Source organism: Type-F symbiont of Plautia stali (assembly GCF_059731105.1).
Genome location: NZ_AP035909.1, coordinates 3,127,197 through 3,152,403, shown reverse-complemented (window position 1 = coordinate 3,152,403; position 25,207 = coordinate 3,127,197). Strand labels below are relative to the sequence as shown.

The window sequence follows — 25,207 nt, the reverse complement described above, 5'->3', positions numbered from 1 at the left end:
TGCGCGTTATGCTGCTGTTTATCTTAGCCCTTTTTCCTCCGCCTCGTCTGGCGTAGCTCAGGCTGCGCCCGACCGCTGATATCAGACCCGGATTACGCTGTGTTTAAACAGCGTCACGCTTCGCTGCGCGCGACATTATTTTCTGCGCAGTCAGAAACGCGTGTTCATTTCTCAGGGTCGCCTCATTAAATAACCCGGCTACGCCAGGTTTTATCCATGCACGTTATTTTGCGTGCAGGACAACCATTGCTTTAAAACAGGGAGATGTCGAAATGAGCGACATGAAACTGGAACAGGCTGCCATTCTCGCTTCCGGCAACCGCAACGATAAAAAAAGTAAAAAAACATTTGCCGTGACCCGGCAGGCAGGGCAGCACGTTGAGATGACGCTGGCGAACCTGCGCACGCATCGCCAGGGGCTGACCCAGGCTGAAGCGGCGAAACGCCTGGCCACCTATGGCCGCAATGAAGTGGCCCATGAGAAAGCGCCACCGGCGCTGGTGCAGCTGCTGATGGCGTTTAACAACCCGTTTATCTATGTTCTGCTGGTCCTGGCGCTGGTCAGCCTGTTTACCGACTACATACTGCCGCTGCGCGCCGGTCAGGAGACCGATCTCTCCGGAGTGATCATCATCTGCACGATGGTGACGCTGAGTGGCCTGCTGCGTTTCTGGCAGGAGTTCCGCACCAACCGCGCGGCGCAGGCACTGCAGTCTCTGGTGCGCAGCCAGGTCACCGTGCTGCGGCGCGAGGCGGGCAGTGAAACCGCACAGCGTCAGGATGTGGATATGAGCGAGCTGGTGCCGGGCGATATTATTCTGCTCAGCACCGGCGATCAGGTGCCCGCGGATGTCCGGCTGCTGAGTTCACGCAATCTGTTCATCAGCGAAGCGGTGCTGACCGGAGAGTCTCTGCCGGTGGAGAAACAGAGCCTGGATGCCGGTATCGACGCCCATGACCGAACCGATCAGGAGCTGCTGGCGTCAGCCAACATCTGCCTGATGGGTACCAGCGTGGCCAGCGGCACCGCCAGTGCCGTGGTGGTGGCGACCGGTGGCGACACTTGGTTTGGCTCACTGGCCTCCTCGCTGACCGGCAGCCGCCCGCAGACCGCTTTTGATCGCGGCGTTAACAGCGTCAGTAAACTGCTGATCCGCTTTATGCTGGTGATGGTGCCGGTGGTGCTGCTGATCAACGGCTTTACCAAAGGCGACTGGATGGATGCGACGCTGTTTGCGCTGGCGGTGGCGGTCGGGCTGACCCCGGAAATGCTGCCGATGATTGTCAGTGCCAACCTGGCAAAAGGCGCCATTGCGATGTCACGCCGCAAAGTGATCGTTAAAAAGCTCAATGCCATTCAGAACCTGGGGGCGATGGATGTGCTCTGCACCGACAAAACCGGCACGCTGACCCAGGACACCATCCTGCTGGCGCATCATCTGGACACCCGGGGCGCGGAGGATGCGGAGGTGCTGCTGCTGGCCTGGCTCAACAGCGGCAGCCAGAGTGGCGCAAAAAACCTGATGGATCGCGCCGTGCTCTGTGCCGGAGACAAGGTTATTTCACAGACCCGGCGCAGCCAGTATCAGCTGATCGATGAGGTGCCATTCGATTTTACCCGCCGTCGCGTTTCGGTGCTGGTGGAAGATCTGGCGCAGCATCGCTCACAGCTGATCTGCAAAGGGGCGGTGGAAGAGATGCTGGCGGTGAGCATCGCCGTCCGGCAGGGCGATGAAGTCGTCGCACTGGATGCGGCACAGCGCGAGGCGCTGCTGGCGCAGACCGAACGCTACCATCAGCAGGGCTATCGGGTGCTGCTGGTGGCGACCCGTGATGATGAGCTGCACGCGCCGCTCAGCGAAAGTGATGAGCGCGATCTGGTTATCCAGGGAATGCTGACCTTCCGCGATCCACCGAAAGCCAGCGCCGGCAAGGCGATTAAAGCCCTGCGCGACAGCGGCGTGGCGGTGAAAGTGCTGACCGGGGATAACCCTCTGGTGACGCAGCGGGTCTGTGCCGATGTCGGGCTGACCGATCCGGCGATGCTGACCGGCGAACAGATTGAGGCGATGGACGACACGCAGCTGGCGCAGGAGGCGGAACGCTGCACCCTGTTTGCTAAGCTGACGCCGCTGCAGAAATCACGTCTGGTGCGCCTGCTGCAGCAGAACGGCCATACCGTGGGATTTCTGGGCGATGGCATCAACGACGCGCCTGCGCTGCGGACGGCCGACACCGGGATTTCCGTAGACAGCGCGGCGGATGTGGCGAAAGCCTCGTCAGACATCATCCTGCTGGAGAAAGACCTGCAGGTGCTGAACGAGGGGGTATTAAAGGGACGTGAGACCTTTGGCAACATCATCAAGTATCTCAACATGACCGCCAGCTCGAACTTCGGCAACGTTTTCTCGCTGCTGGTCGCCAGTGCCTTTATTCCGTTTCTGCCGATGCTGTCGATTCATCTGCTGATTCAGAATCTGATGTATGACGTCTCCCAGCTGGCGCTGCCGTGGGACAAGGTTGACCGTGAGTTCCTGAACAAGCCGCGCAAATGGGATGCCGGCAACATCAAACGCTTTATGCTGTGGATGGGGCCAACCTCGTCGATTTTTGATATCACCACCTTTGCGCTGATGTGGTTTGTCTTCAGCGCGAACCATGCGGGCGTGCAGTCACTGTTCCAGTCCGGCTGGTTTATTGAGGGGCTGCTGTCGCAGACGCTGGTGGTGCATATGCTGCGCACCCGGAAGATTCCGTTTATCCAGAGTCGCGCCACCTTGCCGGTGATGCTGACGACGCTGGCGATCATGGCGCTGGGCATCCTGATTCCGTTCTCACCGCTGGGCGCGATGGTCGGACTGGTGCCGCTGCCCTGGCAATATTTCCCCTGGCTGGTGCTGACGCTGTTCAGCTACTGCCTGGTGGCGCAGGGCATGAAACGTCTCTACATCCGTCGTTTCGGTCAGTGGTTCTGAGGAGGGGAAGATGAAAAAAAGCAGGCTGGATCGCGTTTTTGTCAGCGTGATGATCATCGGCGTCACCCTGATTGCGCTGACGGTCCTGGTACGGTGACAGAAGGAAGAGCGTGCGGCAGCGAGGTGACTCGCTGCCGTTTTTACTGGCGGGACACCTATTCCTGGTCGCGCTCCCGGCTGGCGCGCTGACGCTCGTAATACTCATCTTCAGCGGTGATGATCTCATCCAGCAGGGAATCCATATCCACGTCACGCTCCTCTTCCACAAACTGGCCGGTGAGCGTCGTTTCCGGGGTTAACTTACCCTCTTCATAGAGCTGCCAGATCTCGCCGGCATAGCGCGTCTTTAACAGCTGCGGGGCGAACTGCCCGTAGTAGGCGGTGATGTTATTCACGTCACGCGCGAACATCGACTCCGCATGGTTGTTGGCCGCCGCATCCACCGCCTGAGGCAGGTCGATGATCACCGGTCCCTGATCATCCAGCAGGACGTTGAACTCCGACAGGTCACCATGAACGATACCGGCACAGAGCATGCGAACGATGTTGCGGATCATGGTGTTAAAATCGGTGATCGCCTCCTCTTCGGAGAGCGTTACGTCGCTGAGGCGCGGCGCGACCGAACCATTGGCGTCGGTGACCAGCTCCATCAGCAATACCCCGTCGATGCAGAGATAGGGCTGAGGCACGCGCACACCGGCGTTAGCCAGGCGAAACAGGGCGTCGACTTCGGCGGTCTGCCAGGACTCTTCCTGCTGCTTACGGCCAAACTTTGAGCCTTTCTGCATGGCGCGGGCGTTACGGCTGTTACGGGTTTTCCGGCCTTCCTGATACTGAACCGCCTGCTTAAAGCTGCGCTGGGTCGCCTCTTTATAGACTTTGGCGCACTGCACTTTGTCACCGCAAAGCACGGTATAGACGTCTGCTTCCTTGCCGCTTTTCAGGCGCTGCAGCACATCGTCAATCAGGCCGTCATCGACCAGGGGCTGAATTCTGTTTGGGATTTTCATGCGGCTTTATACCTTATTTCACCCGCTTTTCGTATCAATTTGCGCTGATGGAAAACCTGAGCCATGCGTGAACAAAGTCTGTAATTCTACCCTGGAAAACGCTTCAGGGGGATGATCCTTGCCTGACCCGCGTTTCTGACCGGTTTTTTTCCGCAGGCCGTCAGAGAGTGGCGTGCTGAAGCCGAAGGGGATAGGTGCGGCCCCGTGGCGCAACAGAGAAACCTAGGGAGTATGGCGTCAGACGCGCAGCGACGGGACGGGTTCAGGGAGAGAGGGGCAGCGGGCCGGTATCCTGGTGCGGCGGCGCACAGGCATCCGGCCCTGCGGCGGGGTTACTTCAGGGACTTAAGCACTTTGACCGTGCTTTCAATGTCGATCTCATCTTCGGAGAAGATCAGCGTCGAGCCCTGGAAAGTGGTGACCGCCAGCTTTTTCAGCGAGCGCATCTCACCCGGTTTCGCGTCCGATTTAGGCCGGATGTTATTCAGCAGCAGACCTACTGAGAGCACCGCGTTCTCTTTGTCGATACCGGTATCCGCTGGCACTTCTTCGCTGTAGACCAGGTAAGACTTGATCGAGGTGATTTTCAGCCGCTCGCCCGCGATGAAGATATATTTACTCTCCGGGGCTACCTTCACCGCATAGGCGGATAAGCCTTTGTTGTTGGTGGTTGGCTCAAACGTTACCGCCGCATCTTTCTTAATCAGATCAGGATTGGCGACCTTAATCACATGAAAATAGCGGTTATCACCGTTTTCATCTTTGATAAAGCCGAATCCTTTATCTTTAAACCAGGTTGTGATTGTTCCGTTCATCGCCATTTTTCTTGCCTGCTTACTCTGCTCAGTTTTTACAGCGCGCAGTGTAAAACACAATGCCTGCGCAGACTATATCAGTCTGGACGATAATTTTCCGGCGTGCCAGGGGCGGCGGCGCGTCAGGCGGCGGGGTAAAAAGCGGGGCGGAAAAGGGGAAGGCGGGGATATCAGGCTGTCCGGCGCCGTGCTCTGCAGCGCAGTGAGCGGGCAGGCGCACCAGACGGGCTGCCGGAAAGCGCAGGCCCGCCTGAGGATCAATCGCCGTTACTCATTGCCCCAGCGGTTCAGGAATTCAGCGATATCATCAATACGCTGCTCGTCGATGCCCGCTTCACGCGCCATCTCCTGCTGCGACGCTTCACTGATCTCCTCGTTATTCATTAAACGGGTGATCAGCAGCTGGAAGTAGTGCGCCAGCGGGGTGCGTTCCGCTTCGTCCACCGGCTTCGCGGACTCGGTCGCATACTCATCGGCGACATCGTAATACTTAAGAGGGATTTCGTTGGTCATAATGGGGTCCGCTGGATTAACGTCGGTTCAGAGGCTGCCAGGGGGCCTGGCGTGTGGCGCTATTATTTCGTGTCTGGACGGGGGCTGTAAAGGGGGAGAGGCGGCAGATGGCACTGCCGCGTAATCGGGCTGTCTGCGTCAGGCGGTAATACTCTCAATTGGCTCGACAAGACACTCCGGGTGCGCCTGCAGGCGTGCCAGCGCCTCGGCATAGGAGGGCATGGAATCGGCCGCGCCAGCACGCTCGACACAGAGTGAGGCAAATGCCGCAGCAAAGCGCGCCGCCTGCGGCAGGTCATCGCCCGAAGCGAGCCGGGCGGCGAGCGCGCCATTGAATGCATCTCCCGCGCCGGTGGTATCGCGCGGCTGCGCCGGGAAGAGCGGAATGCGCTGCTGCTCCGCAGGCGTTGAAAGCAGCGCTCCGGCGATGCCCAGCGTGATGATCACCTGACGCGCTCCTTTACGATGCAGCACCGCGGCGGCGCGGCGGGCGCTGTCGAAATCGGTGACGGTCACGCCGCTGAGCTGGGTCGCCTCGGTGCTGTTGGGCGTCAGCAGATCGATCTTTGCCAGCAGCGCATCGCTGACTTTCTGCCAGGGGGCCGGATTGAGGATCACAAAGGTGCCGCTGGCTCGGGCGTTATCGATCATGCGCTGGATGGCGCTGAGGTTATTTTCGAGTTGCACCAGCAGGATATCTGCGGCGGCTACCGTCGGCTGACAGCGCGTCACCTCTGCGGCCGTCACGGTGGTATTGGCGCCGGGATAAACCGAAATCATATTTTCCGCATCATCGCCTGCAACATAGATCAGGGCGTTACCGGTGGGCTTCTCCTTACAGGTAAACAGCGTAATGGCGTCAAAGCCGGTTTTCTCCAGATGACGACGCGCAAAGAGGCCGAAATCGTCGTTACCCACTTTCCCGATGTAGTGCACCCGCGCACCTGCGCGCAGCGCCGCCGTGGCCTGATTTGCCCCTTTTCCGCCCGCACCCATCATGCTGTGGTGCGCCGTCAGCGACTCACCCGGTAGCGGAAAGCGACGCATCACGGCGACCACATCGAGATTAAAAGAGCCGAACACACACACTTTTCCTTTCATCCTGCGCTCCTGAACAGGCGTTCGGCGGCGAGACAGGCACCGCGACAGCCCGTGTAGTCGGTTGAGTGGCTGAAAACAATCTTCAGGTTTTCGCGTGTGACCGGTGGCCGCAGATGCTGCTGGATCTGGCTGCGCAGCAGGGCCAGCGGAAAATCAGCCATCGCCAGCACGCCGCCGCCAAGGATCAGATATTCCGGGTCGAGTATATTCATCTCTGTGGCGATCAGCTGCGCCAGACGTCGCACAAACGCCTGAAGTTCCGGTTGCTCCCCGTGGCGGGTAAACAGCGCGGAGATAGGCGTGTCGGCGGCGTTCAGAGCGGCCCAGTGACTCAGCCAGTGACCCGAGGTCAGGGTCTCCGCACAGCCGCGATTGCCGCACGGGCAGGGGAGGTCGTTCCCGGCGACGGGCACGTGGCCCAGTTCGCCTGCACCACCATGCTCGCCGTGATAAAAGTGGCCATTCAGCCACAGGCTGTTGCCCATCCCGGTGCCGGGATAGAGGCCCACGGCGTTAGCCGGCAGCTGCTCCAGCTGCAGCAGATCCCAGAGCATCAGATGGTTCACATCTTTGTCCATCGCTACCGGCACGCCGAGTTGCGCCGCCAGACGCGCCGCCACCGGCTGATGATCCAGCGCCTGAATAAAGGGCAGCGAGATCACCTGTTTCCTGTCGCGGCTGAGGATGCCGGGCAGCCCCAGCATGATGCCGCTGACCGGCTGCTGCTCCAGCGTTTCATCAATGAGCTGTGCCAGGGCCTGCAGCGCATCGGGCTGCTGCGCCCAGCTGATGGTGGGCACCTTGCGAAAGCTGCTCCAGACGCCCCCCTCTTCCATCAGCTGCAGCCGGGTACCGGTGCCGCCGATATCGATACCGAGCCAGCGTGATCTCATGCGGACACCTTCGTCAGCCCCTGGGCCTCATCAATGCTGTCGCGCATCATCTCCCACGCGGTGGCTAAATCGTCATGGATATTGAACAGGCCGGAGGTGCCGACAATCAGCACTTCCGCGCCTGCGCCGATCAGCTGGTGATAGGTGCGGGTGTTGCAGGAGCCGTCGATCTCGATCAGATAGTGAAAGCCGTGCTGCTCCTTCAGCGCTTTCAGCTCACGCACCTTTTCCACCATTTCCGGAATAAAGGGCTGGCCGGCGTAGCCGGGGTCGACCGTCATCACGGTGATCTTATCAAGCAGATGGATATAGTGCTGAAGGTATGACACCGGCGTCGCCGGATTCAGCACCACGCCCACCTTTTTGTCGAAGCTGCGGATAAGGTTAATGACGCGAAACGCATCGCGATTGATGGTCTCCGCGTGCGGACAGATATAGTCAGCGCCCGCTCTGGCGACCGCCTCGATAAAATCGGTTGGCTCTTCCACCATCAGATGCACGTCGATCGCCACGCGGGTAAAAGGACGGATCTGCTCAATAAAGAAGGGAGAGAGCGTGATGTTCTTAACGTAGTGACCATCCATGATATCCACATGAAGAAAGTCAGCGCGCGAGTCGAGGATCTGCAGCTGGTGCTTGATCTCCATCAGGTTCATACACATCAGTGACGGGGAGATTTGAGTACGCATCATACTTCCTTCTTTTCAGTCAGAGGATTAAGCACCGCGGCCAGCCTGCTGAGCTTTACGGCACGGTGTTCGTTGAATCGGGTTTTGAATTGTTTGAAGGCGAGAACCACAATCAGCACCGCGCCCCACATGGCCAGGCTGACGTGCTGGCTGATGTTCATCAGATTGAAACCGGTGGAGAGCACCTGCAGCGCAATCAGCGCCAGCACCACGCCGGTCACACGGCCGAAGCCCCCGTTGGGGTCGGTGCCGCCGAGAATAATGGCCAGCACCGTCAGCAGCAGGTAGGCGTCGCCGTAGCCCATACGGGCGGAGTTGAAGCGCGCCATCATGATCAGCCCCGCCAGCACGCAGAGCAGGCTGGAGATCACATAGACCAGCATCACCATGCGATGGGTGTTGATCCCGCTGAACCAGGTGGCGTTGATGTTGCTGCCGCCCATATAGATGCATTTACCGGCACGGGTTTTACCGAGGAACAGCGCCAGCAGCGCGGCGGCGACCAGGAACACCCAGAGCGGCAGCGGCATGCCCAGCAGCGTGTCAGCCCCCAGCGCCTGCACCACCGGCGGCATGCCGCTGACGGCCGCACCGTGGGTCAGCCAGATCCCGATGCCGTTCAGCGTCATCATCGTCGCCAGCGTCACCAGAATCGGGTGTGCGCCGATCCGCGTCACCATCAGCCCCGTCACTACGCCGATCGCGGCCGCGATCAGCATGGCGCCAAGGATGGCGATAAAGAGCCATAGCAGCTGCAGCGCCATTCCGGCACCGGCGGGCAGGGCGCTCATCAGCGTCCAGGCGATAAACAGCGCCGTGAGGTTAGCGGTCGCGATAATGGCGAGGTTCAGGCCGCCGCTGAGGATGGCGATAAACATCGCCAGCGTCAGTAAGCCGAGTTCCGGCAGCTGAAACGCCATACTCATAAAGGTGGAGTCGGTCAGGAAGCGCCCCGGCAGCATCACCGTAAAGGTGGCCAGCGCCAGCGCAATCAGCAGCATCAGGCCGATGTTGGTCCCGTCGGGTCGCAATGCAGTCAGTGATTTCATCATCAGTGCCCTCGGTCACACGAAACTGACGTCAGTTTCTTTGCGTTTTTTGTAGTGGGTCACGGCGATCGCAATCATGATGACGCCGCCTACCACGATATTCATGAAGTAGTTCGAGACGCCGACCAGGTTGAGGCCGTTCTTGAGAATGGCGATCAGGAAGACCCCCATTAGCGTGCCGCTCACCGTGCCTTTGCCTCCCATCAGGCTGGCACCGCCCAGCACCGTGGCGGCCAGCACGTCCAGTTCGCCGCCAACCAGCGCGTTGGGCACCACCTCGCCCATGCGATAGACCTGCACCAGCCCGCCGATGGCCGCCATCGCCCCCAGCCAGCCGTAAGCGAACACGTGAATCAGGCCGACGCGGATACCAATACGGCGGGCCGACTCTGCATCCCCGCCAACGGCGTAGAGCTGGCGTCCAAGGTTAGTTTTGTTCAGCAGTAGCGCGGTGACAGCGGCGATCAGCAGCATGGTGACCAGCGGCAATCCGACCTGGAAGCTCTCACCCTGCCAGCTGAACGGCAGCACGTTGCGCAGCGTGATCCACCATTCCGGCAGCGAGTAGAGGCTGCGGCCGCCGGTCACCCACATCAGCAGCCCGAACAGCAGCGACTGCATGCTGATGGTGATGATGATGGAGACCACCCGCAGTGTGGTGATCAGCAGGGCATTGAGCACCCCGAACAGCGTGCCGCACATCACCGCCAGCAGAATGCTGAGCAGCGCATTGTCGAACTGGAACTGCACAAACAGCGACGCCAGCAGGTACTGCACCACCGAGGCGACGGCCGCAAACGAGATATCGATCCCGCCGGTGACCAGCACCACAAACAGGCCCAGCGCAAAGATGCCGGTAACGGCGTAGCTCTCCGCCAGATCCAGCAGATTCTGCATGGTGAGAAACTGGTCGCTGGCGAGCGAGAAAAACAGAATGAACGCCAGCAGCACCCAGGCGAGCCAGCCCTGACTGGAGTGCGGACGGAAACGGGAAAAGTCAGGCATTGATCACCTCCGCCAGCTGCTGCTGTTCGACGCTATCGGGTTGGTATTCGGCATGGATCGTGCCATCGCGGAAGTGCAGGATCCGGTCACAGTTGTACCAGACCTCCGGCACCTCATCGGAGATCAGGATGATCGACAGACCCTCTTTCGCCAGTTCATGGATCAGCTGATAGATGCTGGCCTTGGCACCCACATCGACGCCGACGGTGGGGGAGTCGAGGATCAAAATGCGCGGCTGGGTCAGCACCCATTTCGCCAGCACAATTTTCTGCTGGTTACCGCCGGAAAGGGTGGAGATGGCAAGATTCGGATCGGCGACGCGCACGCCAAGCTGCTGGATCCACTGCAGAATCAGCTTGTTCTTACGGTACTCATCGATCAGGTGAAAGCGGTTCTGCAGCTTGTCGAGGATCGGCAGCACCATGTTGTCCGCCACCGACTGCTGCTGCACCAGGCCCAGCGTCAGCCGATCTTCCGAGACGTAGCCGATGCCCGCTTTGATCGCATCTTCATGGCCGCGAAAGCGCACCGGCTTGCTGTCGAGCCAGATCTTACCGCTGTCGGGACGTGTCATGCCGAACAGCGACAGCGCCAGCTCCGTACGGCCAGAACCGAGCAGCCCGCACAGTCCGAGCACCTCACCTTCATAGAGTTTAAAATTGACGTCGTGATACTGACCGGCGCGGGTTAACGACTCGATCTCCAGAATGGCGCGATCGCTGTTGCGCGTCGGGGCTTTCAGCTGATAGTCGAGTTTCAGGCCGGTCATCAGCTCTGTCAGATGGTGCGGCGTCATCTCCCGCGCAGGCCAGCAGCCCATTTTGCGTCCGTCGCGGATTACCGTTACGCGGTCGGAGATCTCCAGCACCTCATCCAGCCTGTGGCTGACAAACACCACGCAGATGTTCTTATCTTTCAGGTAGCGCACGGTACGCAGCAGCTGATTGACCTCAGTGCGGGTCAGGGAGGCGGTCGGCTCATCCATGATCACCAGACGCGCATCGGCGACCAGCGCACGGCAGATTGCCACCTGCTGACGCTGCGCGATAGAGAGCGCAGCGACTTTCTCATCCAGATCGAGATCGAACTTCAGTTCGGTAATGATAGTGCGCGCGCTCTCCCGCAGACGTGCGCGGTGGTGCCAGCGCAGCAGGCCGTTGAGGTTATGCTCGAAGGCGATGTTCTCTGCCACGCTGAGGTTGGGGAACAGCGAGAGATCCTGATAAATCACCTGGATACCGAAGTCGCGCGCCTGCCGGGTAGTGAGGCGCGGCAGCGTCGGACCGTCGCCCAGCGTGATGCGGCTGCCGCTGTCCGGGGCGTGCACCCCGGAGATAACTTTGATCAGAGTGCTCTTGCCACAGCCGTTGGTACCCGCAAGGCAGTGCACTTCGCCTGCCCGCAGAGTCAGGGAGATATCGCTGAGTGCGCGGTTACCACCAAATGTTTTCGACAGATTCCCGAGCGCAATCAGTGTCTGTGGAGTGACCTCTTGCATATCAGAGCCCCATTTTTACCAGTTTTGGCAGGTTGGCTTTATCCAGACTTTCGGTGCTGTTACCCAGAATGGTGTGGGTGGCTTCATCCACTTTGACTTTGCCCAGCCCTTCAATCGTCATGCCGTCGGTGATCGGCTCCTTCTTCTGCATCATGTCGGCTATGCGGACAAAGACTTCGCCCGCGGTCTCCGGATTCCAGATGTAGCCCCCTTTGATGGCGTTACGCTGCACCAGCGAGGCACCCTGGCCCGGACTGAAAGAGCCAATGACGCAGACCTGGTCGATTTTTTTACGGTTCATCACCGCACGCCCGGCGCCGATAGGCCCCTGTGAACCAAACGCCAGGATCCCTTTCAGATCGGGATATTTTGACATCAGCTCATTGGTGGTACGGATGGAGTCATCCAGCGATTCGCCGACGCCAAACTTGTCGGTGACCAGCTGCATTCCGGGATAGTGTTCTTTCTGATAAGTGAGCGCGGCGTCGGTCCACTGCTGATGCAGAGGCACCGTCAGGCTGCCGACGTACATGGCATATTTGCCTTCGTCGTGCATGCAGTTCGCCAGCGCTTTCATATGGTTGATGCCGTGAGTGGTCGCATCGACCAGTTCGAAGTCCCAGTTGGCGCCCTGCTGGCCGGGTGACTCATGGGTAATCACCTCGATACCGGCGTCCCGGGCCCGTTTCAGCACCGGCTCCAGCACTTTCGGGTCGTTGGGCACCACGCCGATGATATCGACTTTCTGCGCAATCAAATCTTCAATGGCGCGCACCTGAAGCGCCGGGTCCGCGGCGGTCGGCCCCACCATCCACGCATCGATACCACGTTTAGCCGCTTCACTTTTAATGCCCGTCTCCATGGCATTGAACCAGGGAATACCGCCTATTTTAACCACAATACCCATACGTAATTTATCTGCGGCCTGCGCACCAGAGGCGGCAAACAGGGCAAGCAGAGAGCAGGCGATAAGATGTTTTTTCATACAGACTCCGGATTAATTTTTAATTAGCTGCATGGATTGATAACGCTGAGAACAGACGATGACGTTGACACCATTCCATGCCAGTTCCTGTTCAAGCTCTTTATCTTTTAACTGGTCGGTAATAAGAAAATCGACATCACGGTAGTGACAGATACGGGCAAAAGAGGGGCGCAGAAATTTACTGCCATCCATTAAAAGATGTTTTCTTTCTGCGGCCAGCAGCATCTGTTGTTTCAGGTGCGCATTATTCTCATTGCCTTCGCGTAAATATCCGTCGTTGCCCAGACTGCTACAGGAAAAAAAGATTTTATTAATCTGAAATTCACGCAGTGGCTGCTCGGCCACCACGCCGTGAAAATCTTCATCGCGATCGGAATATTCCCCACCCAGGCAGATCGTGCGGATACTGCCGCGCGCCGCCAGCGTCTGCACGATACGCAGCGAATTGGTTAATACCGTTAACTCAATGTCCGGCAGCTGTCGCGCCAGATACCAGCAGGTGGTGCTGCTATCCAGCAGGATGCAGTCGCCGGGGCTGATAAAGTCGAGCGCACGCTTGGCAATGATCATTTTTTCATCAGCGTGCTCATTAATTCGCTGCCGGAAGGATAATTCGTTCTCTTTAGCGATTCTGTTATTTCCCGGCGTGCCGGTGCTTTGTTTTTTTATCAGTACAGCGCCGCCATGGCTGCGCTGTAATAAACCGCGCTTTTCCAGCTGGCTTAAATCCCGGCGAATGGTTTCCTGTGAAACCTGACAAAGCGTGACCAGTTCTGAGACAATTACCCGGCCATTAATATTAATCTCATTAATAATTCTTTGCTGTCTTTCAATCGGCAACATACTTTTCCTCCGATGGAGATAAATTACTGGAAGCGAACATGGGAAAATGTGGACTGGGCAGGAGTCCACGTGGGCAAATAGTGACGCCCTTTATTAAGTGATGAAGTCGAAATAAAACATGCAAAGCCATGCAATTAATTGCAGTTGAAAGTGATTCCTCTCACATATTTTCGCGCTGAGGGCCGGTAAAAACAAAATACCGGCTGAACAGACTATACCGCTATTACGGGAAAGGCATGACTGTTTGTGACCGTTTATGTGGTTTTGACCGTTTAAGCTTACGCTTTAACGTTTTCATGAAGGGAACTGATCCATCTGACAGCGGGCGGAGGGTGAGAGTCGTATGGCGATTCCGGGCATGGTGAGGGATGGAGCTGCTTTTCTGGCCGGGACTTCGGGTCCCGGCTGTACACTGTATGTTCTGCGTGGCCAGCGCCAGACTTACCGGCGCATAAAGCGTGCCCGCCACGGCTTGAGAACCCATAACGCCAACCCGGCAGTAATAAAGTCGAAGGTAATCGCGCAGCCAAAGACCAGGTGCCAGTTATGGGTGTGCTGATACATCAGCGCCGCCAGCGGGCCGCCAAAGATCGAGCCTATGCCCTGAGAGATATAGAGCCAGCCATAGTTGGCTGAGGCATTTTCACTGCCGAAGGTGTCGGTGAGTGTGGAGGGAAAAAGCGAGAAGATTTCACCCCAGCCAAAGAAGACGACGCCTGAGAGCAGAACGAACAGCAACGGATCTTCACGGCACGCCAGCCACAGCGTCATCGCCACGCCCTCCAGTGCGAAGGCAATAAACATGGTGTTTTCACGCCCATAGCGGTCAGAGATAAAACCAAACAGCGGTCGCGTTAAACCGTTGGTGAAACGATCGATGGTCAGCGCCAGAGGCAGCGCGGCCATACCGAAAATGACCGCCTTGCTGATGCCAAAGTCTTCGGCAAAAATTGCCATCTGCGACGTCACCATCAGACCCGAGGTCGACATCATCGTCATCATCATAAACATCAGCCAGAACAGCGGCTGACGCAGCATTTCCCCGGATTTAAACTGGCGCTGGCTCACCACCGGTGCGGATGGTGTGCTGACCGGCGTCATCATGCTGGTTCCGGGCAGCCTTAAGTTCTGACTGGCGAGAAGACCTACCGCGGCGAAGAGCAGGCCAAAAACCGTCATTGTCTGTTCAAGACCGTAGCTGTTGAGAGAGATGGAAATGGGGAAGGTGGTAAAAATCGCGCCCATGCCGTAGCCCGCCGCCACGGTTCCGGCGGCAAAACCGCGCTGCTGTGGAAACCATTTCATCACCAGCCCCACGACGCCGATATAAACAATCCCCGTGCCCAGTCCGCCGAGGCAGCCATAAACCAGATAAAGTGCGGCCAGGCTATCGACCCGGGCGGCAATGACCCAACTGAAGCCAGCCATCAGCGTACCTATTGAGATCAGCAGGCGCGGGCCAAAACGCTCCACCAGCCGACCCTGAAAGGGTGAGAAAAAGGTCTGCAGAATAATCAGCACTGAGAACGTTACCTGCAGTTCCGCCAGCCCAACGCCGAGTCTGGCCATCATCGGTTTGGTCAGCAGCGTCCAGACGTACTGCGGGCTGGAAATGGCTGCCATGCAGATTAAGCCAAGCAGAAGCTGTACCCACTTGCTGTGTTTCGCTATTACCACTGGTTCGCTAATTGAGGTCATGGCTCTCTCCGGAAGTACGTTCTGTAATGCAGCCAGATTCCGCCCGCTTTTTATGCCACTCTTATGGCGTCGCAGATATCCGGACGGTTAACGGCTGATGCTAAATCTTTAAGGTCATCATCCCTGTGGAACGACGTGACTGAGAAGTGTGCAGGAAGTGTGCCAATCCAAAAATTCTTCAAAATCAGGGGTTAAAACGGATGGCAAAGTGATAAGTGTGATGCAGTGCAAAATATGAGTGCGCTGAGTTGGTGCGCAGGAATGGGATGAGCGTGGGGAGTGACTGATTTAAAGAGGGTGTGCTGAAGAGGTTACAGGAAGAATGAAGGAGACGAAAAGCCGGCAGGGTGGCGGGATTTCAGGGGGGAGAGGGGCAGCTGGCAGAGTCTGGATAACTATCGCAAATTATTATTTTTTTGCGTTCAGTTTCCTACGTGTACTAATTATTTTTTTCATCAGGAAATGTACTCCTTAAAGTCTCATTTCTCTGACGAGATCTGACGCACAGTCATCAGGAATCCATGAGCGGTGGTTTCCCAAAGCTCAGGTGAAAAATCAAACTCGTATCGTTTCCTGAACTCCTCTTCGACACCATCACCATAAGTGCAGATAAAATCATCAACTTCTTCGACGAGATCTTTGAGCATCCAGTCTGGCGCTGACCTTTTGAACAGTCGAATGATGCCCTCAATCGTATCCTCGCCATCATTGATGATGTCGGCGTCCTGGTTGAAATAACCGAAAATCAGCTGGTCAAGAAAGTGGAAGTTTTGCATTTTGTACCTATAGATCCGGGAAAGCGGTGAGAATGTAATAAGGTTTGCCGTTATATTGCTGAAACTCGATAACAATTCTCACATTTGTCATGACGATCCGCTGGTTATTCCCGCGCCTGAAACCGTAGCCAATCGCTTTACCAGATGCATAACGAATAGTAAGCCTTGCTCCCTGCCTGCCTCCGCCAAGAACAGATTTTATAACGCCCCGATTAGCAAAGAGCGCTCGCGATATGGCTTCTTCTGCAACATGCACATTGCTAAAGGTGGTGGAATACTGCAAACGTTTATTCGCTTCAAAGCGGGCTAATAGCTCTGTATCGCTTTTGCCAACATGTGTGGAAAGCGTGTGTCCGCCGGGTTTAAAACCCGTCATTGACTCATGCTCACTGAGTTTGATGCGGCCAGCCCTTACTGCTGCTACCCGACTTGCGCCGATGCCAAGTGCAAATCCTATTGGAACAGCAATATCGACAGTCAGCCCGATTTTCATCGCCGTTTCGTCATCTGCTCCAAAGGATCTAGCAATTGCTGTTGCTGCCTCGTAAGTTGCCGTGCGGGTGTCTCTACCCACAATGAGCTGGTTTGCAGCAGCGTGAATGCTATCAAGACTATGTGCGCCAACAACTACACATCCTGCTTTTGTTAAACCAGTTGGTTCAGGTGCGATACAAAGAGCGGTGGCACCAGCCAGCTCAAGTGAACCCATGATAAGTCCCAGCCCTCCGATAAGGCGGTTGCTCATCGTTTCCGCTTCTGTCACTGTTTTGTCAGAGAGCGCGGCAGCAAGCTGAACAGGGGACATCGCGATCTTTATGCCATCATCCATAATGCAACCTCATGTGTTTAGAAGACAAACAGGACCATTCTAAACTTTTTTCTGACATGACCAATCATTTCAGGGCCAGAAATGATCATAGTGAAAATGATTTGCACTGATCATTTTAGATTTAAGTATTCTAAATCATTTTGTTAGGTGTTGAAGGGATAAGGGCTGCGTGTACATTGGTGTACATATGGAGTAATCACTTCTGGCTGGAATTAAAAAAAAGCTCCTGAACCGGTTCATTTGCTGCGGGGGTAATGACTGCATGTGGGTAGTCAGTCGAACTCGCTGTTTTCATTCAGAAGCAAGGCGGTGAAGTCCAAGTTGCTTACGTTGAGCAACTACTGCTCGCGGCGGTGTGAGGTGAAAGTGCCGGTGTCACCACTATTAAAGCTAAATCAGTCAGCATCAGGAATGGATAATCGTCGTGATTATTGGCAGGGGGCCAGCAGGCCGCAGACACAAAAAAGCCCGCAGGGCTTGCGCCGTGCGGGCTCTTGGGGCTTCAACGGATGACCGTGGTAATCACCGATGGAGAATTTTAGTGCTGGCGGAATCTGAAATAGTTTTGCAACCTTATGTAATTATACACTTTTATCCAATTCAGATTTGTTGAGTGTACCTAAACGTGTACCAATTATTGGATCTCATACCCCGGAGCAGCCCGGCGAGGATAACGAATGCCTGGCGCGTGATTCATAATAAAATCATTTTAGAGAAAAGTATTCACACTGTTCACATATGGTTTTTATGTAATAATTTCAATTATTTATCCGGTGAATGATTTGAGGGGGGATGTATACTAGTGTGCACTTTTGATGAGCACCTTAGCCAAGATCACAAAAAGCGACCTGAGCCATTATGCGTAATATGAAGTTATTAGGCGCTGCTACTGTCAATGGTCCACTTTGTGCCAACTGCAGCCATTGCTGGCGAATGGCATGTTAGTTTAAGGGGGGCAGGTCATAGCCTTTTACGTCATTGCTTCTGGTGTGTGCCGGACAGGCTGTTCGGCATGGCTCCGTAATGCTATTGTAAACTGACATCCATAAGGCCAGACAAAAGCAGTAGCCATATTATATCCCTAGAATAAATAGTATTAAAATGCTGTTTTTTTTGGTATCTGTAATTGAAATTGAATGATTTTTTCTATGTTTTATTCTTGTTGAAGATGAAAGCAGTATTCTAGTTAAAGTGAGGGAGTTTATGTCTGAAAATGAAGCCTATAAAAAATTACATGCGTCACATGAAAAAAATTATAAAAAAAAGCTTAATCAACTAGATCCAAACAGGACTGGCCTGGTAATTACCTGTCCAAAATGTCAGGATTTGAGTTGGCTAATGCTTCCAGAATGCAAAACGGGATGGAATGACGAAATTTATTTAGCATGCCCATCCGCTTGCGGTTATGGTGGTCTTATTGACACTTTTAGGCCTATAGCCAAACTCAGAGATGATGCTGGAAGTTTTGATATAGATACTATTTGTAAAAAATATAAAACCCCCTACGCATTCAACGGTTATATACACAGATGCCCCATATGCTTTATTGAAAACCCAAGAGAAGTTATGAGGGATATGGTGAGTAAAGCTGAAGTGGCGGTTATTCAAAATTATTCCCGAGAACAATTAAAACAGTTGTTGTCAGATATTGTCAGTGCATTTGATGGTGTAATGAAGAGGTGCTATGAAATTCACATGCATAATAAAAATATTTTCGATTTCAAAACCCCATCCTTTCAGAATGTAAGCGGATGGAAGGATAAAATGGCTGATTTAATAGTTGTTGAAGACGTTGTTGATGATCTGAATGAATTTACACGGATTTTTCAAAAAAGGCATTTGTTTGCCCATTCTTTAGGCGTTGTTGATCAAAAGTATATTGATAAAACAGGGGACACAACGGTTCAGGTTGGAAAGCAAGTGCCATTGAATTCAGAGGAAGTACTTTTCTTGGCAAAGAACACTCTAAATATTGTAGTGCATTTTTTTGGTTATCATTTGTCTTAAAGATTATGCAGCGCTGCCTGTTTTAGATCTGGCTTATTGGCGTTAAAAGAATATTATAAGGTAATCCTCCAAGAAAAGGAGGTTTACCGAAATTTTGTTTTTATAGCTATTACTTATTAAATTTATGATTAACATTAAGCTTTTAATGTTTCTATTTAAATTTATAGCGGCTTTGTTGAATAAAACAGATTTGGGATAAATATTACCGTGGCGGATTTTTTTCAGGCATGCCAGCCTTTGTCATCTTGTTCAATGCACTTACCATGCATAGGTCCTCTGCGACCTGACCGTCATTATCACGCAGTGTAAGCGAGCCTCCGAAAAGTTGTTTTACGAGAGAAATTGCCGTTTCCGCAATGGAGCGACGGTTATATTCCGTGTCTATTTCTACCGAGCATTGCTCCCACTTAGACGTTGAATAGCAACCGCTCTGTTACGGTCTACTTACTCGCTCGGCCAGTACCCCTCTCACATTTGGGGAGGGATGAGGGCGCTAATTGTAAATTATTACGCCGCAATTCATTATGTCACATTGCTACACCTTAGGAGCGCTTTATTCAGGATGCTCTCAACCAATACACACCGGAAGTAATATTTATTCCGAACTAACAAAGGTTTGGAAAAATCAGCGTTAACTTAAGCTAATAAAAATAAATACTCTGAATGAAAATATGTTTCATGATAATTATAGATTAATTTTCAATGAAGTTTTTAGAAATAATTTTAATCTAGGTTTAAAGCTGCTTCTAACGTCTGCTGTTCGCTCTTAGCGGACCTTGGCTGATATTAATAATCGCATCAAATATAAAAAAACCGGCCTAAGCCGGTTTACGTGGAGTAGTAATTAGGGGCTACATGCTGGCAGCCAATCTGCCTCGCTGTCTTCATGTAGCGTGAGATTAGTCTGGATGCCGTTATTAGTCCTGCGCTTCAGAAGGGTGCGCTCATACTCTTTAAGAGTCTGCGGCACCGCCTGACCGAAAGCTGTCAGGCTGAGCGGGTGCTGATGTCCACGCGATTCCATAAATGACAGATACGCATGATAGAGATATCGCTTCGGATTAATTGGGCGAATATTTGCATTGCCTATGAACAACCCGTTTGGCGTGCTCAGCGGCATCAGGTAGCCGCAGAAATCGACCAGCGGATCCGCCTGTCTCTTTATCTCCAGCGCTTCGCCCGATGACTGCTGCGCCTGCAACAGATCGCGCGCTTCATCTGGTGACGCGAAGCGCTGCATCAGATGACGAACAATGACAGCCAGCTCGTTGCTGATTTTATCCAGCAACTGCGGGTCACGCTCATTAGCCGGTATCACTTCCGGGAACGTCAGGATTACCCGACGGCGCGACACGCCGCCGCTGCGATCGCTGAAGCGCATCGGGTTGTTGTTTACTGCCAGAATCACCGCCGGGATGTGTGTGGAGTAGGCATCGCGATATTTCGGGTCGATTGCCACCGCATCGCCGCCGGTTATCGCCTTGATGCCCGCGCCATCGCCGCTCCATTTCTCCTGGTCAGGCAGGATAATGAGCGAGAAACCCACCACGCTGGCGCGCTCGCGTGAGGATTCCAGCGTGTCGATAGTGGCGGACGTGGTGTTGTCTTTTCCGGCCAGCAGAGTGGCTATCGAGGCCATGACGCTTTTACCGCTGCCGCCGGGGCCGGTGACTTCGAGAAACATCTGCCAGTCATAGCGATTTGCCAGCACCATAAATAATGCCGCGAGGATGCGCTCCTGCTTGTCGTGATTATGTCCGGCTGCCCGCGTTAACCAGCGCCAGAAGGCCGGGGCATGGTCTGCAAGGTTTTCACCCCGACGCGGGGCGGTGTAGTCCACGCTGTTGACGGTGCGCAGCCAGTGCTGGCGGCGGTGCGGGCTGAAGGTGCCTGTCGTGGTGTCATACACGCCGTTACGGAAACCAATCAGGCGGCGGGATGGTTCACCCATCTGCGGCACCATCAGCTTGAGCGTGTCCAGCACGCTGCCGATACCGGCAGCCGAGAACGGTGCGCGTACTTTCTGAAACAGCGCGGCGATTTCCCGGCGCAGCGTCTTCGCCTCCATCACCTGCCATGCGCCGTTCTCATAGCGGCAGATTTCCTCCCCGACCGGCGGCACGGCCAGCGCCTCTCCGTAATGGGCGACCAGCAACTCGGCTTTCTGGCTGGCGCTCATGGCCTTCAGGTCAGCCTCGCTGACGGATTCAAACGGGCTGAGCGGCTGCGGCTGCGTGAAGTCGGTGAGCTGCGCCAGCGTGGCGATATCGCCCTGCGCTTGCCACACGTCGTTCCAGTCACCCGTAACCGGTGGCAGTGCGGTTTTCCCGCCACAGGCTTTTGCCGCTTCCTCTGCCTTTAACTGGCCGGTGCCGTTATCGTCGCGGTCGGCGGCAATCAGCATCAGCGCGCCGGGGTGTAGCTCACGCAGCTGCTTTGCCAGTGAGGGCAGGTTGTTGGCGCTCAGCGCCACGTATACCGCCTCGCCGGTCAGCCGGTGCACGGTCAGGCCGGTTGCGTATCCTTCAGTGAGCCACAGCGTTTTGCCATCCGGCTCGCCTGCCAGCCAGTATGTGCCTTTCACCTGTCCGCCGGGCAGTGTGCGCTTGTCGCCTGCAGCACTGATGAGCTGCACGTTAACAGCCGTACCGTCTTCGCCGGTCAGCGGGATGAGCACATCCCCGGTGGCAAAGCTGATGCCACCACAGCGTAGCGCATCAGCAAGTGTGAGCGCCTGCGTACCGTGCAGCCCTTTCGATGAAAGGTAGGCGTTGTCCGTGCGGCTGACAGCGGCGGCGATAAGTGTCTGCGCCCGTGCGGCGGCGTCTGCCTGCGCGCGGCTTTTGTCTGCGGCTTCATTATGGATAACCGGGGCTGACTCCGGCAGCGTGCCGAGCATTCCGGCCACCTTCATGGCGGCCTCTTTAGCGCTGATACTGAGCGCCTTTTCCACCAGGTTAAGGCCGTCACCGGCCCCGCACTGGTTACACAGCCACGTTCCGCGCCCGTCCTGATTGTCAAAACGGAAGCGGTCTTTACCGCCGCACGCCGGGCAGGCACCGTGTCGCCCCCCGGCGAACACGCTGATACCGAGGGCAGGCAGAAGCTGCGGCCAGAATCCGGTGGCCGCCTTTACGGTGTCAGAGACGATATGTTTCATCTGCATGTTCTCCCTCAGTGCAGCGTGATGCGGCTGGCGGCCGCAAGCTGGCTGCGGAACAGCTCATCCATCATGGTGACGCCGAGCTGTGTCAGGCGCGGCGGTGCGGTCAGCAGGTCCGGCTCGACCATATCGCCCAGCATGGTGCAGGCCATCTCCAGACCCGCATCCGGGCCGTGACGGTGCACATAAAAGCCTTCCAGCTCAAGGGCGATGGTCATCTGAAGCTCATCGAGCGTGGCTGACACGGTAATTCCGAAGTTTTTGCAGGCATTCAGATAGCCCTGCGCCAGCGCGCGTCGGTAAACGGCGGTGCGTACCTCAACGGGCAGGCAGGAGTGATTAACGGTCATCATGGCGGGCTTCCGTGGCTAACATGCGGGATTCACAGGTTTCAACAACTTTACCGAGCTGGTCGGTGAGCAGGGCAACGACCGAGGCAAGCGCCGCGCCGTCCGGCACGCATCCGCGCGCACTCAGGCAGTTCACCGAGTCGAACATATCGAGCACGGTCACGCCGACCGTGTGCGCGTGCAGCAAACGCAGATAGTCAGCGTGGGGAATGGGGTAGGTATCATGGTTGTTCAGGTGTTGGGAAAGGGTATTCATGCCGCCACCGCCTTAACCGGCAGACGACCGGCAAGGGACAGCACGTAATCGCGGGCAAGGCTGGCACGGGCGCTGCGCTCATCGCATGCTACAGTGCGCAGCATGCAGGGACGGGCGGCGGCATCAGTGCGTCGCACGGCGGCAAAAATAAATGTGAATTCGGGGTGAGTGGCAGTTAGGGCCGTTGTCATGAGGACAATCTCCAATAAGTAGCGGTTACTGCTACCACCGGAGTTCCTACGCTCATGGGTGGTAGCCCAGACGGGGGTAGGAATACCGGCCTTATTGGAAACCGGCCAGCCCGAAGGCTGCCCCGCCTGAGCCACCATTATTTTGACGACGCAACGGAATAAGAACCGCTGCGCTGAAAAATGGCGCACTGAGGCAACGACGTAAAAAAACACGCATGGCGCGTGTTGTGTCGCCAATAAGTAACTCGGGTTCCTACGCCCGGCTGCCGATTTTGCGGCAGCACAAAAACTGTATAACGGCCGCTCGCCAGAGAAAAGCCTTTTTTTAAACATCGGGGTTATTTCCTCAGCAACCGGTCAGGACGTGATCGGATTGCGGCGGATTTGATCGGAATTCCCCGCTCTCTTCCTTCGTCCGATGTCTGGCAGGCTTCGCTTTTTTACTCATAACGGAGATGTAACCGTGCATACCTCTGGTAAAGGGCAGTGCGGTTGCTGGTTTGCCGCTAACGGTTGCCGTCAGGTTTTCTGCAATAAATGCCGCTTCTGCGCGGGTTAGCAGACAGGTTTTCGTGCCAAACTTCGGCGAAATCACGATGCACCTCCAGCACGCTGTGCGATACGAGCCTGCATCCAGGCGTCAATCTCTGACGCCAGCCAGGCGACGTTTTTACCACCGAGTGAAATCTGTGAGGGGAATTGCTCCCGGCTGATTAAGTCGTAAATGGTCGAACGTGACAGACCGCAGGTGCTGATGACTTCTGGCAGGCGCATGAAGCGGTCGCGCGGGTAAACGGCATCACGGATTACGGGAATGGCAGGGGCTGGTACGGATGAAACTGCGTGCATAGTGTTACCTCATTATGAGTCCGGCCGGTGCTGTCCGGTTCCGGTGGTGTCTTCAGGTAACTCCCTATTCTGGTTATATTTCTGGCGAAGTAAACAACCCCCTGATTGCTGAAAAATGAGCAAAAAGCACTTCTCTTACCTCCTGTTTGCCTTTGTTTGCCAACGTTTGCCAGCGTTTGCCTTTTAAGAGCTTTCAGCGATTAAAAAGCGCTTATTAATAGAATTAAAATCTGAAAAAGGCTCGCCAGAAAAAGCTGTTATCTGAGGCTGTGTGAACACAGGTGAATACTCAGTGAAGACTTAATTTTAAAGTGTTCACTACTTTAACTTCTGTATTTATTACCTTTTTTATCTCAGTGAATACCAGTGAACAGTTATAAGAGAAATATCATCAGTCAAGGGGCCATCCCGTACCGGTTTTGCCCTTGTTTGTTCATCGACAGGCGGAAAGCAATGAAATGCGCTGTCCTGTGGTACACGACAGAATGACCTCATCCTTTACAGACGATGAGAGACAATTATGACTCCCCCGGAACAGAAACCTGCATCACAGGAACGCCTCGAGAAAGCCCGCGCTGAACATACCGAAAGGATGAAAGCCTATAACGGCATCTGCGCCGATATCGCCCGCTGTGAAAAAGAGCAGCAGGCGGCCATTGAGGCAGGGAAAGAAGCTGAGAGCAACTGGCGCAAGAGCTTCCGCAGCCTGCGAGGCAATCTCACTGACGAGCTGCGCGCCGAACATTCTCAGCGCATCGCCAGTCGGGAACTGGCCGATGAGTTTGGCGGACTGCTCAAAGAGCTGTCGCTGGATAAGCAGGAGGCGATGCTGAAATGCTGCGGCAGTGGTAAAGAGTACGTGGAATCACACCGGGAGGCGTTTACCGGGTTCGCGGATGCACACTGGCAGTCAGCCCTGCGTAACGTAAGTCCGTCGCTGCTGTGGGCTATTAAGCTGCGTCTCTGTCGTGAAGAACTTTCCCCGACGTTTGCCGGAGACGACCGCGATAGTATTAATGACGTGGCTTATCTGGTTGGTGAAGCGCTGACGCGGGCGGCTGCTGCTCTGCCAGACAGCATACTAAATGAGGCACCGCTGCTGGAAAATATTGGTCTGTATCGCCCGCCGTTAACGGGTATTGATATGGAGCTTTACCGCCATCCTATGCGCCGCCAGAAGCTGGCGGAATCAATCCGGGCGCAGCGTGCAAAGCTTCAGGAGGGCAGCCAGAAATGATGCACTGTCCATACTGCAAAAGCGCAGCACATACCAAATCGAGCCGATATATGTCCGAACAGGTGAAAGAGCGTTATCACCAGTGCACTAACCTGGACTGCTCCTGTACTTTCAAGACTAATGAGAGCATTACAAAGGTGATCACTGCACCGCCACAGCCGGAAAACGTACCGGAAGTACCACCGGAACCGGCAAGAGAACGTCAAACGCTGGGACGTTATGGTTCTGCATTCCGCCAGGTTCATTAACCCACACCGCCGCTGCCTGACCAGCGGCTTTTGTGTGCCTGTCCTTTGCATTTTGAAGCCCTTTTTCTGGCCAGCCGTTTTGTAAGGAGTGATGCATGCATAGCTTGCATGGATCTGCATGCAAAATCATGCACCGCTTTCTCCTGTTCAGGCCATACCGGGCGCGGCTCTAACCGCATCATGCATCTGCATGAAAAACGATGCATAAAGCGGGCAGGCGTGGCGGG

At 55.3% G+C, this 25,207-nt stretch carries 25 protein-coding genes and 1 pseudogene; 5 read left to right on the top strand and 21 right to left on the bottom strand.

Annotation, left to right across the window (positions count from 1 at the left end):
• Positions 1 to 272: 272 nt before the first annotated feature.
• Both mgtA and mgtU read left to right on the top strand, forming a co-directional pair.
• On the top strand, positions 273 to 2,975 hold the full coding sequence (gene mgtA, locus AC6I7A_RS14980) for a magnesium-translocating P-type ATPase (RefSeq protein WP_058957964.1): 2,703 nt from the start codon (positions 273 to 275) through the stop codon (positions 2,973 to 2,975).
• Between the two features lie 10 nt (positions 2,976 to 2,985).
• Positions 2,986 to 3,072, top strand: coding sequence for a magnesium transporter protection protein MgtU (mgtU, locus tag AC6I7A_RS14975; protein ID WP_350769224.1), 87 nt, complete (start codon positions 2,986 to 2,988; stop codon positions 3,070 to 3,072).
• Between the two features lie 58 nt (positions 3,073 to 3,130).
• Here mgtU and AC6I7A_RS14970 read toward each other — a convergent pair whose 3' ends face one another.
• From AC6I7A_RS14970 to AC6I7A_RS14905, 14 genes are all read right to left on the bottom strand, one after another.
• Complete coding sequence (locus AC6I7A_RS14970) at positions 3,131 to 3,985, bottom strand: PA4780 family RIO1-like protein kinase (RefSeq protein ID WP_009088581.1); 855 nt, start codon at positions 3,983 to 3,985, stop codon at positions 3,131 to 3,133.
• Between the two features lie 332 nt (positions 3,986 to 4,317).
• Positions 4,318 to 4,806 carry a cold-shock protein gene (locus AC6I7A_RS14965; RefSeq protein WP_009088583.1) on the bottom strand — a complete coding sequence of 163 codons (489 nt, stop codon included), beginning with the start codon at positions 4,804 to 4,806 and terminating at the stop codon, positions 4,318 to 4,320.
• A gap of 261 nt (positions 4,807 to 5,067) precedes the next feature.
• Positions 5,068 to 5,313 carry a YmjA family protein gene (locus AC6I7A_RS14960; RefSeq protein WP_009088586.1) on the bottom strand — a complete coding sequence of 82 codons (246 nt, stop codon included), beginning with the start codon at positions 5,311 to 5,313 and terminating at the stop codon, positions 5,068 to 5,070.
• A 138-nt stretch (positions 5,314 to 5,451) separates the two neighbouring features.
• The gene (locus tag AC6I7A_RS14955) at positions 5,452 to 6,414 is read right to left on the bottom strand and encodes a ribokinase (RefSeq protein WP_009088588.1); all 963 of its coding nucleotides are present in this window, start codon (positions 6,412 to 6,414) and stop codon (positions 5,452 to 5,454) included.
• Positions 6,411 to 7,307, bottom strand: a complete 897-nt coding sequence (gene alsK, locus AC6I7A_RS14950) for an allose kinase (protein ID WP_058957965.1) — start codon at positions 7,305 to 7,307, stop codon at positions 6,411 to 6,413. The genes AC6I7A_RS14955 and alsK overlap by 4 nt, the downstream gene beginning before the upstream one ends.
• Positions 7,304 to 7,996, bottom strand: a complete 693-nt coding sequence (gene alsE / locus AC6I7A_RS14945) for a D-allulose 6-phosphate 3-epimerase (RefSeq protein ID WP_058957966.1) — start codon at positions 7,994 to 7,996, stop codon at positions 7,304 to 7,306. Before alsE ends, alsK begins: the two co-directional genes overlap by 4 nt.
• Entirely contained in the window at positions 7,996 to 9,045 is a 1,050-nt protein-coding gene (locus AC6I7A_RS14940) for an ABC transporter permease (protein ID WP_046102429.1), read from the bottom strand. The genes alsE and AC6I7A_RS14940 overlap by 1 nt, the downstream gene beginning before the upstream one ends.
• A gap of 15 nt (positions 9,046 to 9,060) precedes the next feature.
• A complete protein-coding gene (locus AC6I7A_RS14935) occupies positions 9,061 to 10,050 on the bottom strand; it encodes an ABC transporter permease (protein ID WP_058957967.1) in 990 nt (329 codons plus the stop codon).
• Positions 10,043 to 11,548 carry a sugar ABC transporter ATP-binding protein gene (locus AC6I7A_RS14930; RefSeq protein WP_058957968.1) on the bottom strand — a complete coding sequence of 502 codons (1,506 nt, stop codon included), beginning with the start codon at positions 11,546 to 11,548 and terminating at the stop codon, positions 10,043 to 10,045. The genes AC6I7A_RS14935 and AC6I7A_RS14930 overlap by 8 nt, the downstream gene beginning before the upstream one ends.
• A gap of 1 nt (position 11,549) precedes the next feature.
• Positions 11,550 to 12,533, bottom strand: coding sequence for a substrate-binding domain-containing protein (locus tag AC6I7A_RS14925; protein ID WP_046102395.1), 984 nt, complete (start codon positions 12,531 to 12,533; stop codon positions 11,550 to 11,552).
• Positions 12,534 to 12,545: 12 nt separating this feature from the next.
• A complete protein-coding gene (locus AC6I7A_RS14920; protein ID WP_009088604.1) occupies positions 12,546 to 13,376 on the bottom strand; it encodes a DeoR/GlpR family DNA-binding transcription regulator in 831 nt (276 codons plus the stop codon).
• Positions 13,377 to 13,817: 441 nt separating this feature from the next.
• The gene (gene oxlT, locus AC6I7A_RS14915; protein ID WP_058957969.1) at positions 13,818 to 15,074 is read right to left on the bottom strand and encodes an oxalate/formate MFS antiporter; all 1,257 of its coding nucleotides are present in this window, start codon (positions 15,072 to 15,074) and stop codon (positions 13,818 to 13,820) included.
• Between the two features lie 479 nt (positions 15,075 to 15,553).
• Positions 15,554 to 15,850 carry a contact-dependent growth inhibition system immunity protein gene (locus AC6I7A_RS14910; protein ID WP_058957970.1) on the bottom strand — a complete coding sequence of 99 codons (297 nt, stop codon included), beginning with the start codon at positions 15,848 to 15,850 and terminating at the stop codon, positions 15,554 to 15,556.
• Positions 15,851 to 15,857: 7 nt separating this feature from the next.
• Complete coding sequence (locus tag AC6I7A_RS14905) at positions 15,858 to 16,679, bottom strand: RNase A-like domain-containing protein (protein WP_058957971.1); 822 nt, start codon at positions 16,677 to 16,679, stop codon at positions 15,858 to 15,860.
• A gap of 1,203 nt (positions 16,680 to 17,882) precedes the next feature.
• Between AC6I7A_RS14905 and AC6I7A_RS14900 the strand changes: the two genes are divergently transcribed.
• Positions 17,883 to 18,686, top strand: coding sequence for a hypothetical protein (locus tag AC6I7A_RS14900; protein WP_153009220.1), 804 nt, complete (start codon positions 17,883 to 17,885; stop codon positions 18,684 to 18,686).
• 202 nt (positions 18,687 to 18,888) lie between these two features.
• Here AC6I7A_RS14900 and AC6I7A_RS14895 read toward each other — a convergent pair.
• The 6 genes and pseudogenes from AC6I7A_RS14895 to AC6I7A_RS14870 form a co-directional block, all read right to left on the bottom strand.
• Positions 18,889 to 19,184 (bottom strand): annotated as a pseudogene (locus AC6I7A_RS14895) (IS5/IS1182 family transposase); the annotation flags it as partial.
• Positions 19,185 to 19,530: 346 nt separating this feature from the next.
• Positions 19,531 to 21,846, bottom strand: coding sequence for a primase-like DNA-binding domain-containing protein (locus AC6I7A_RS14890; RefSeq protein ID WP_058957987.1), 2,316 nt, complete (start codon positions 21,844 to 21,846; stop codon positions 19,531 to 19,533).
• A gap of 14 nt (positions 21,847 to 21,860) precedes the next feature.
• Positions 21,861 to 22,202 (bottom strand): DUF5375 family protein, encoded by a 342-nt coding sequence (locus AC6I7A_RS14885; RefSeq protein ID WP_058957973.1) that lies wholly within the window; start codon positions 22,200 to 22,202, stop codon positions 21,861 to 21,863.
• The gene (locus tag AC6I7A_RS14880) at positions 22,189 to 22,455 is read right to left on the bottom strand and encodes a hypothetical protein (RefSeq protein WP_019106103.1); all 267 of its coding nucleotides are present in this window, start codon (positions 22,453 to 22,455) and stop codon (positions 22,189 to 22,191) included. The genes AC6I7A_RS14885 and AC6I7A_RS14880 overlap by 14 nt, the downstream gene beginning before the upstream one ends.
• Positions 22,452 to 22,979: a host cell division inhibitor Icd-like protein gene (locus tag AC6I7A_RS14875; RefSeq protein ID WP_058957974.1), complete on the bottom strand. Its 528-nt coding sequence runs from the start codon at positions 22,977 to 22,979 to the stop codon at positions 22,452 to 22,454. The genes AC6I7A_RS14880 and AC6I7A_RS14875 overlap by 4 nt, the downstream gene beginning before the upstream one ends.
• 258 nt (positions 22,980 to 23,237) lie before the next feature.
• Positions 23,238 to 23,495, bottom strand: coding sequence for a helix-turn-helix transcriptional regulator (locus AC6I7A_RS14870; RefSeq protein WP_058957976.1), 258 nt, complete (start codon positions 23,493 to 23,495; stop codon positions 23,238 to 23,240).
• 520 nt (positions 23,496 to 24,015) lie between these two features.
• Here AC6I7A_RS14870 and sid point away from each other — a divergent pair.
• On the top strand, positions 24,016 to 24,732 hold the full coding sequence (gene sid / locus AC6I7A_RS14865) for a capsid size-determining scaffold Sid (RefSeq protein WP_058957977.1): 717 nt from the start codon (positions 24,016 to 24,018) through the stop codon (positions 24,730 to 24,732).
• Positions 24,729 to 24,980, top strand: coding sequence for an ogr/Delta-like zinc finger family protein (locus tag AC6I7A_RS14860; protein WP_072215516.1), 252 nt, complete (start codon positions 24,729 to 24,731; stop codon positions 24,978 to 24,980). Before sid ends, AC6I7A_RS14860 begins: the two co-directional genes overlap by 4 nt.
• On the opposite strand, the gene AC6I7A_RS14855 is transcribed toward AC6I7A_RS14860, so the two are convergent.
• Entirely contained in the window at positions 24,874 to 25,110 is a 237-nt protein-coding gene (locus AC6I7A_RS14855; RefSeq protein WP_058957978.1) for a hypothetical protein, read from the bottom strand. The genes AC6I7A_RS14860 and AC6I7A_RS14855 overlap by 107 nt on opposite strands.
• Positions 25,111 to 25,207 lie beyond the last annotated feature (97 nt).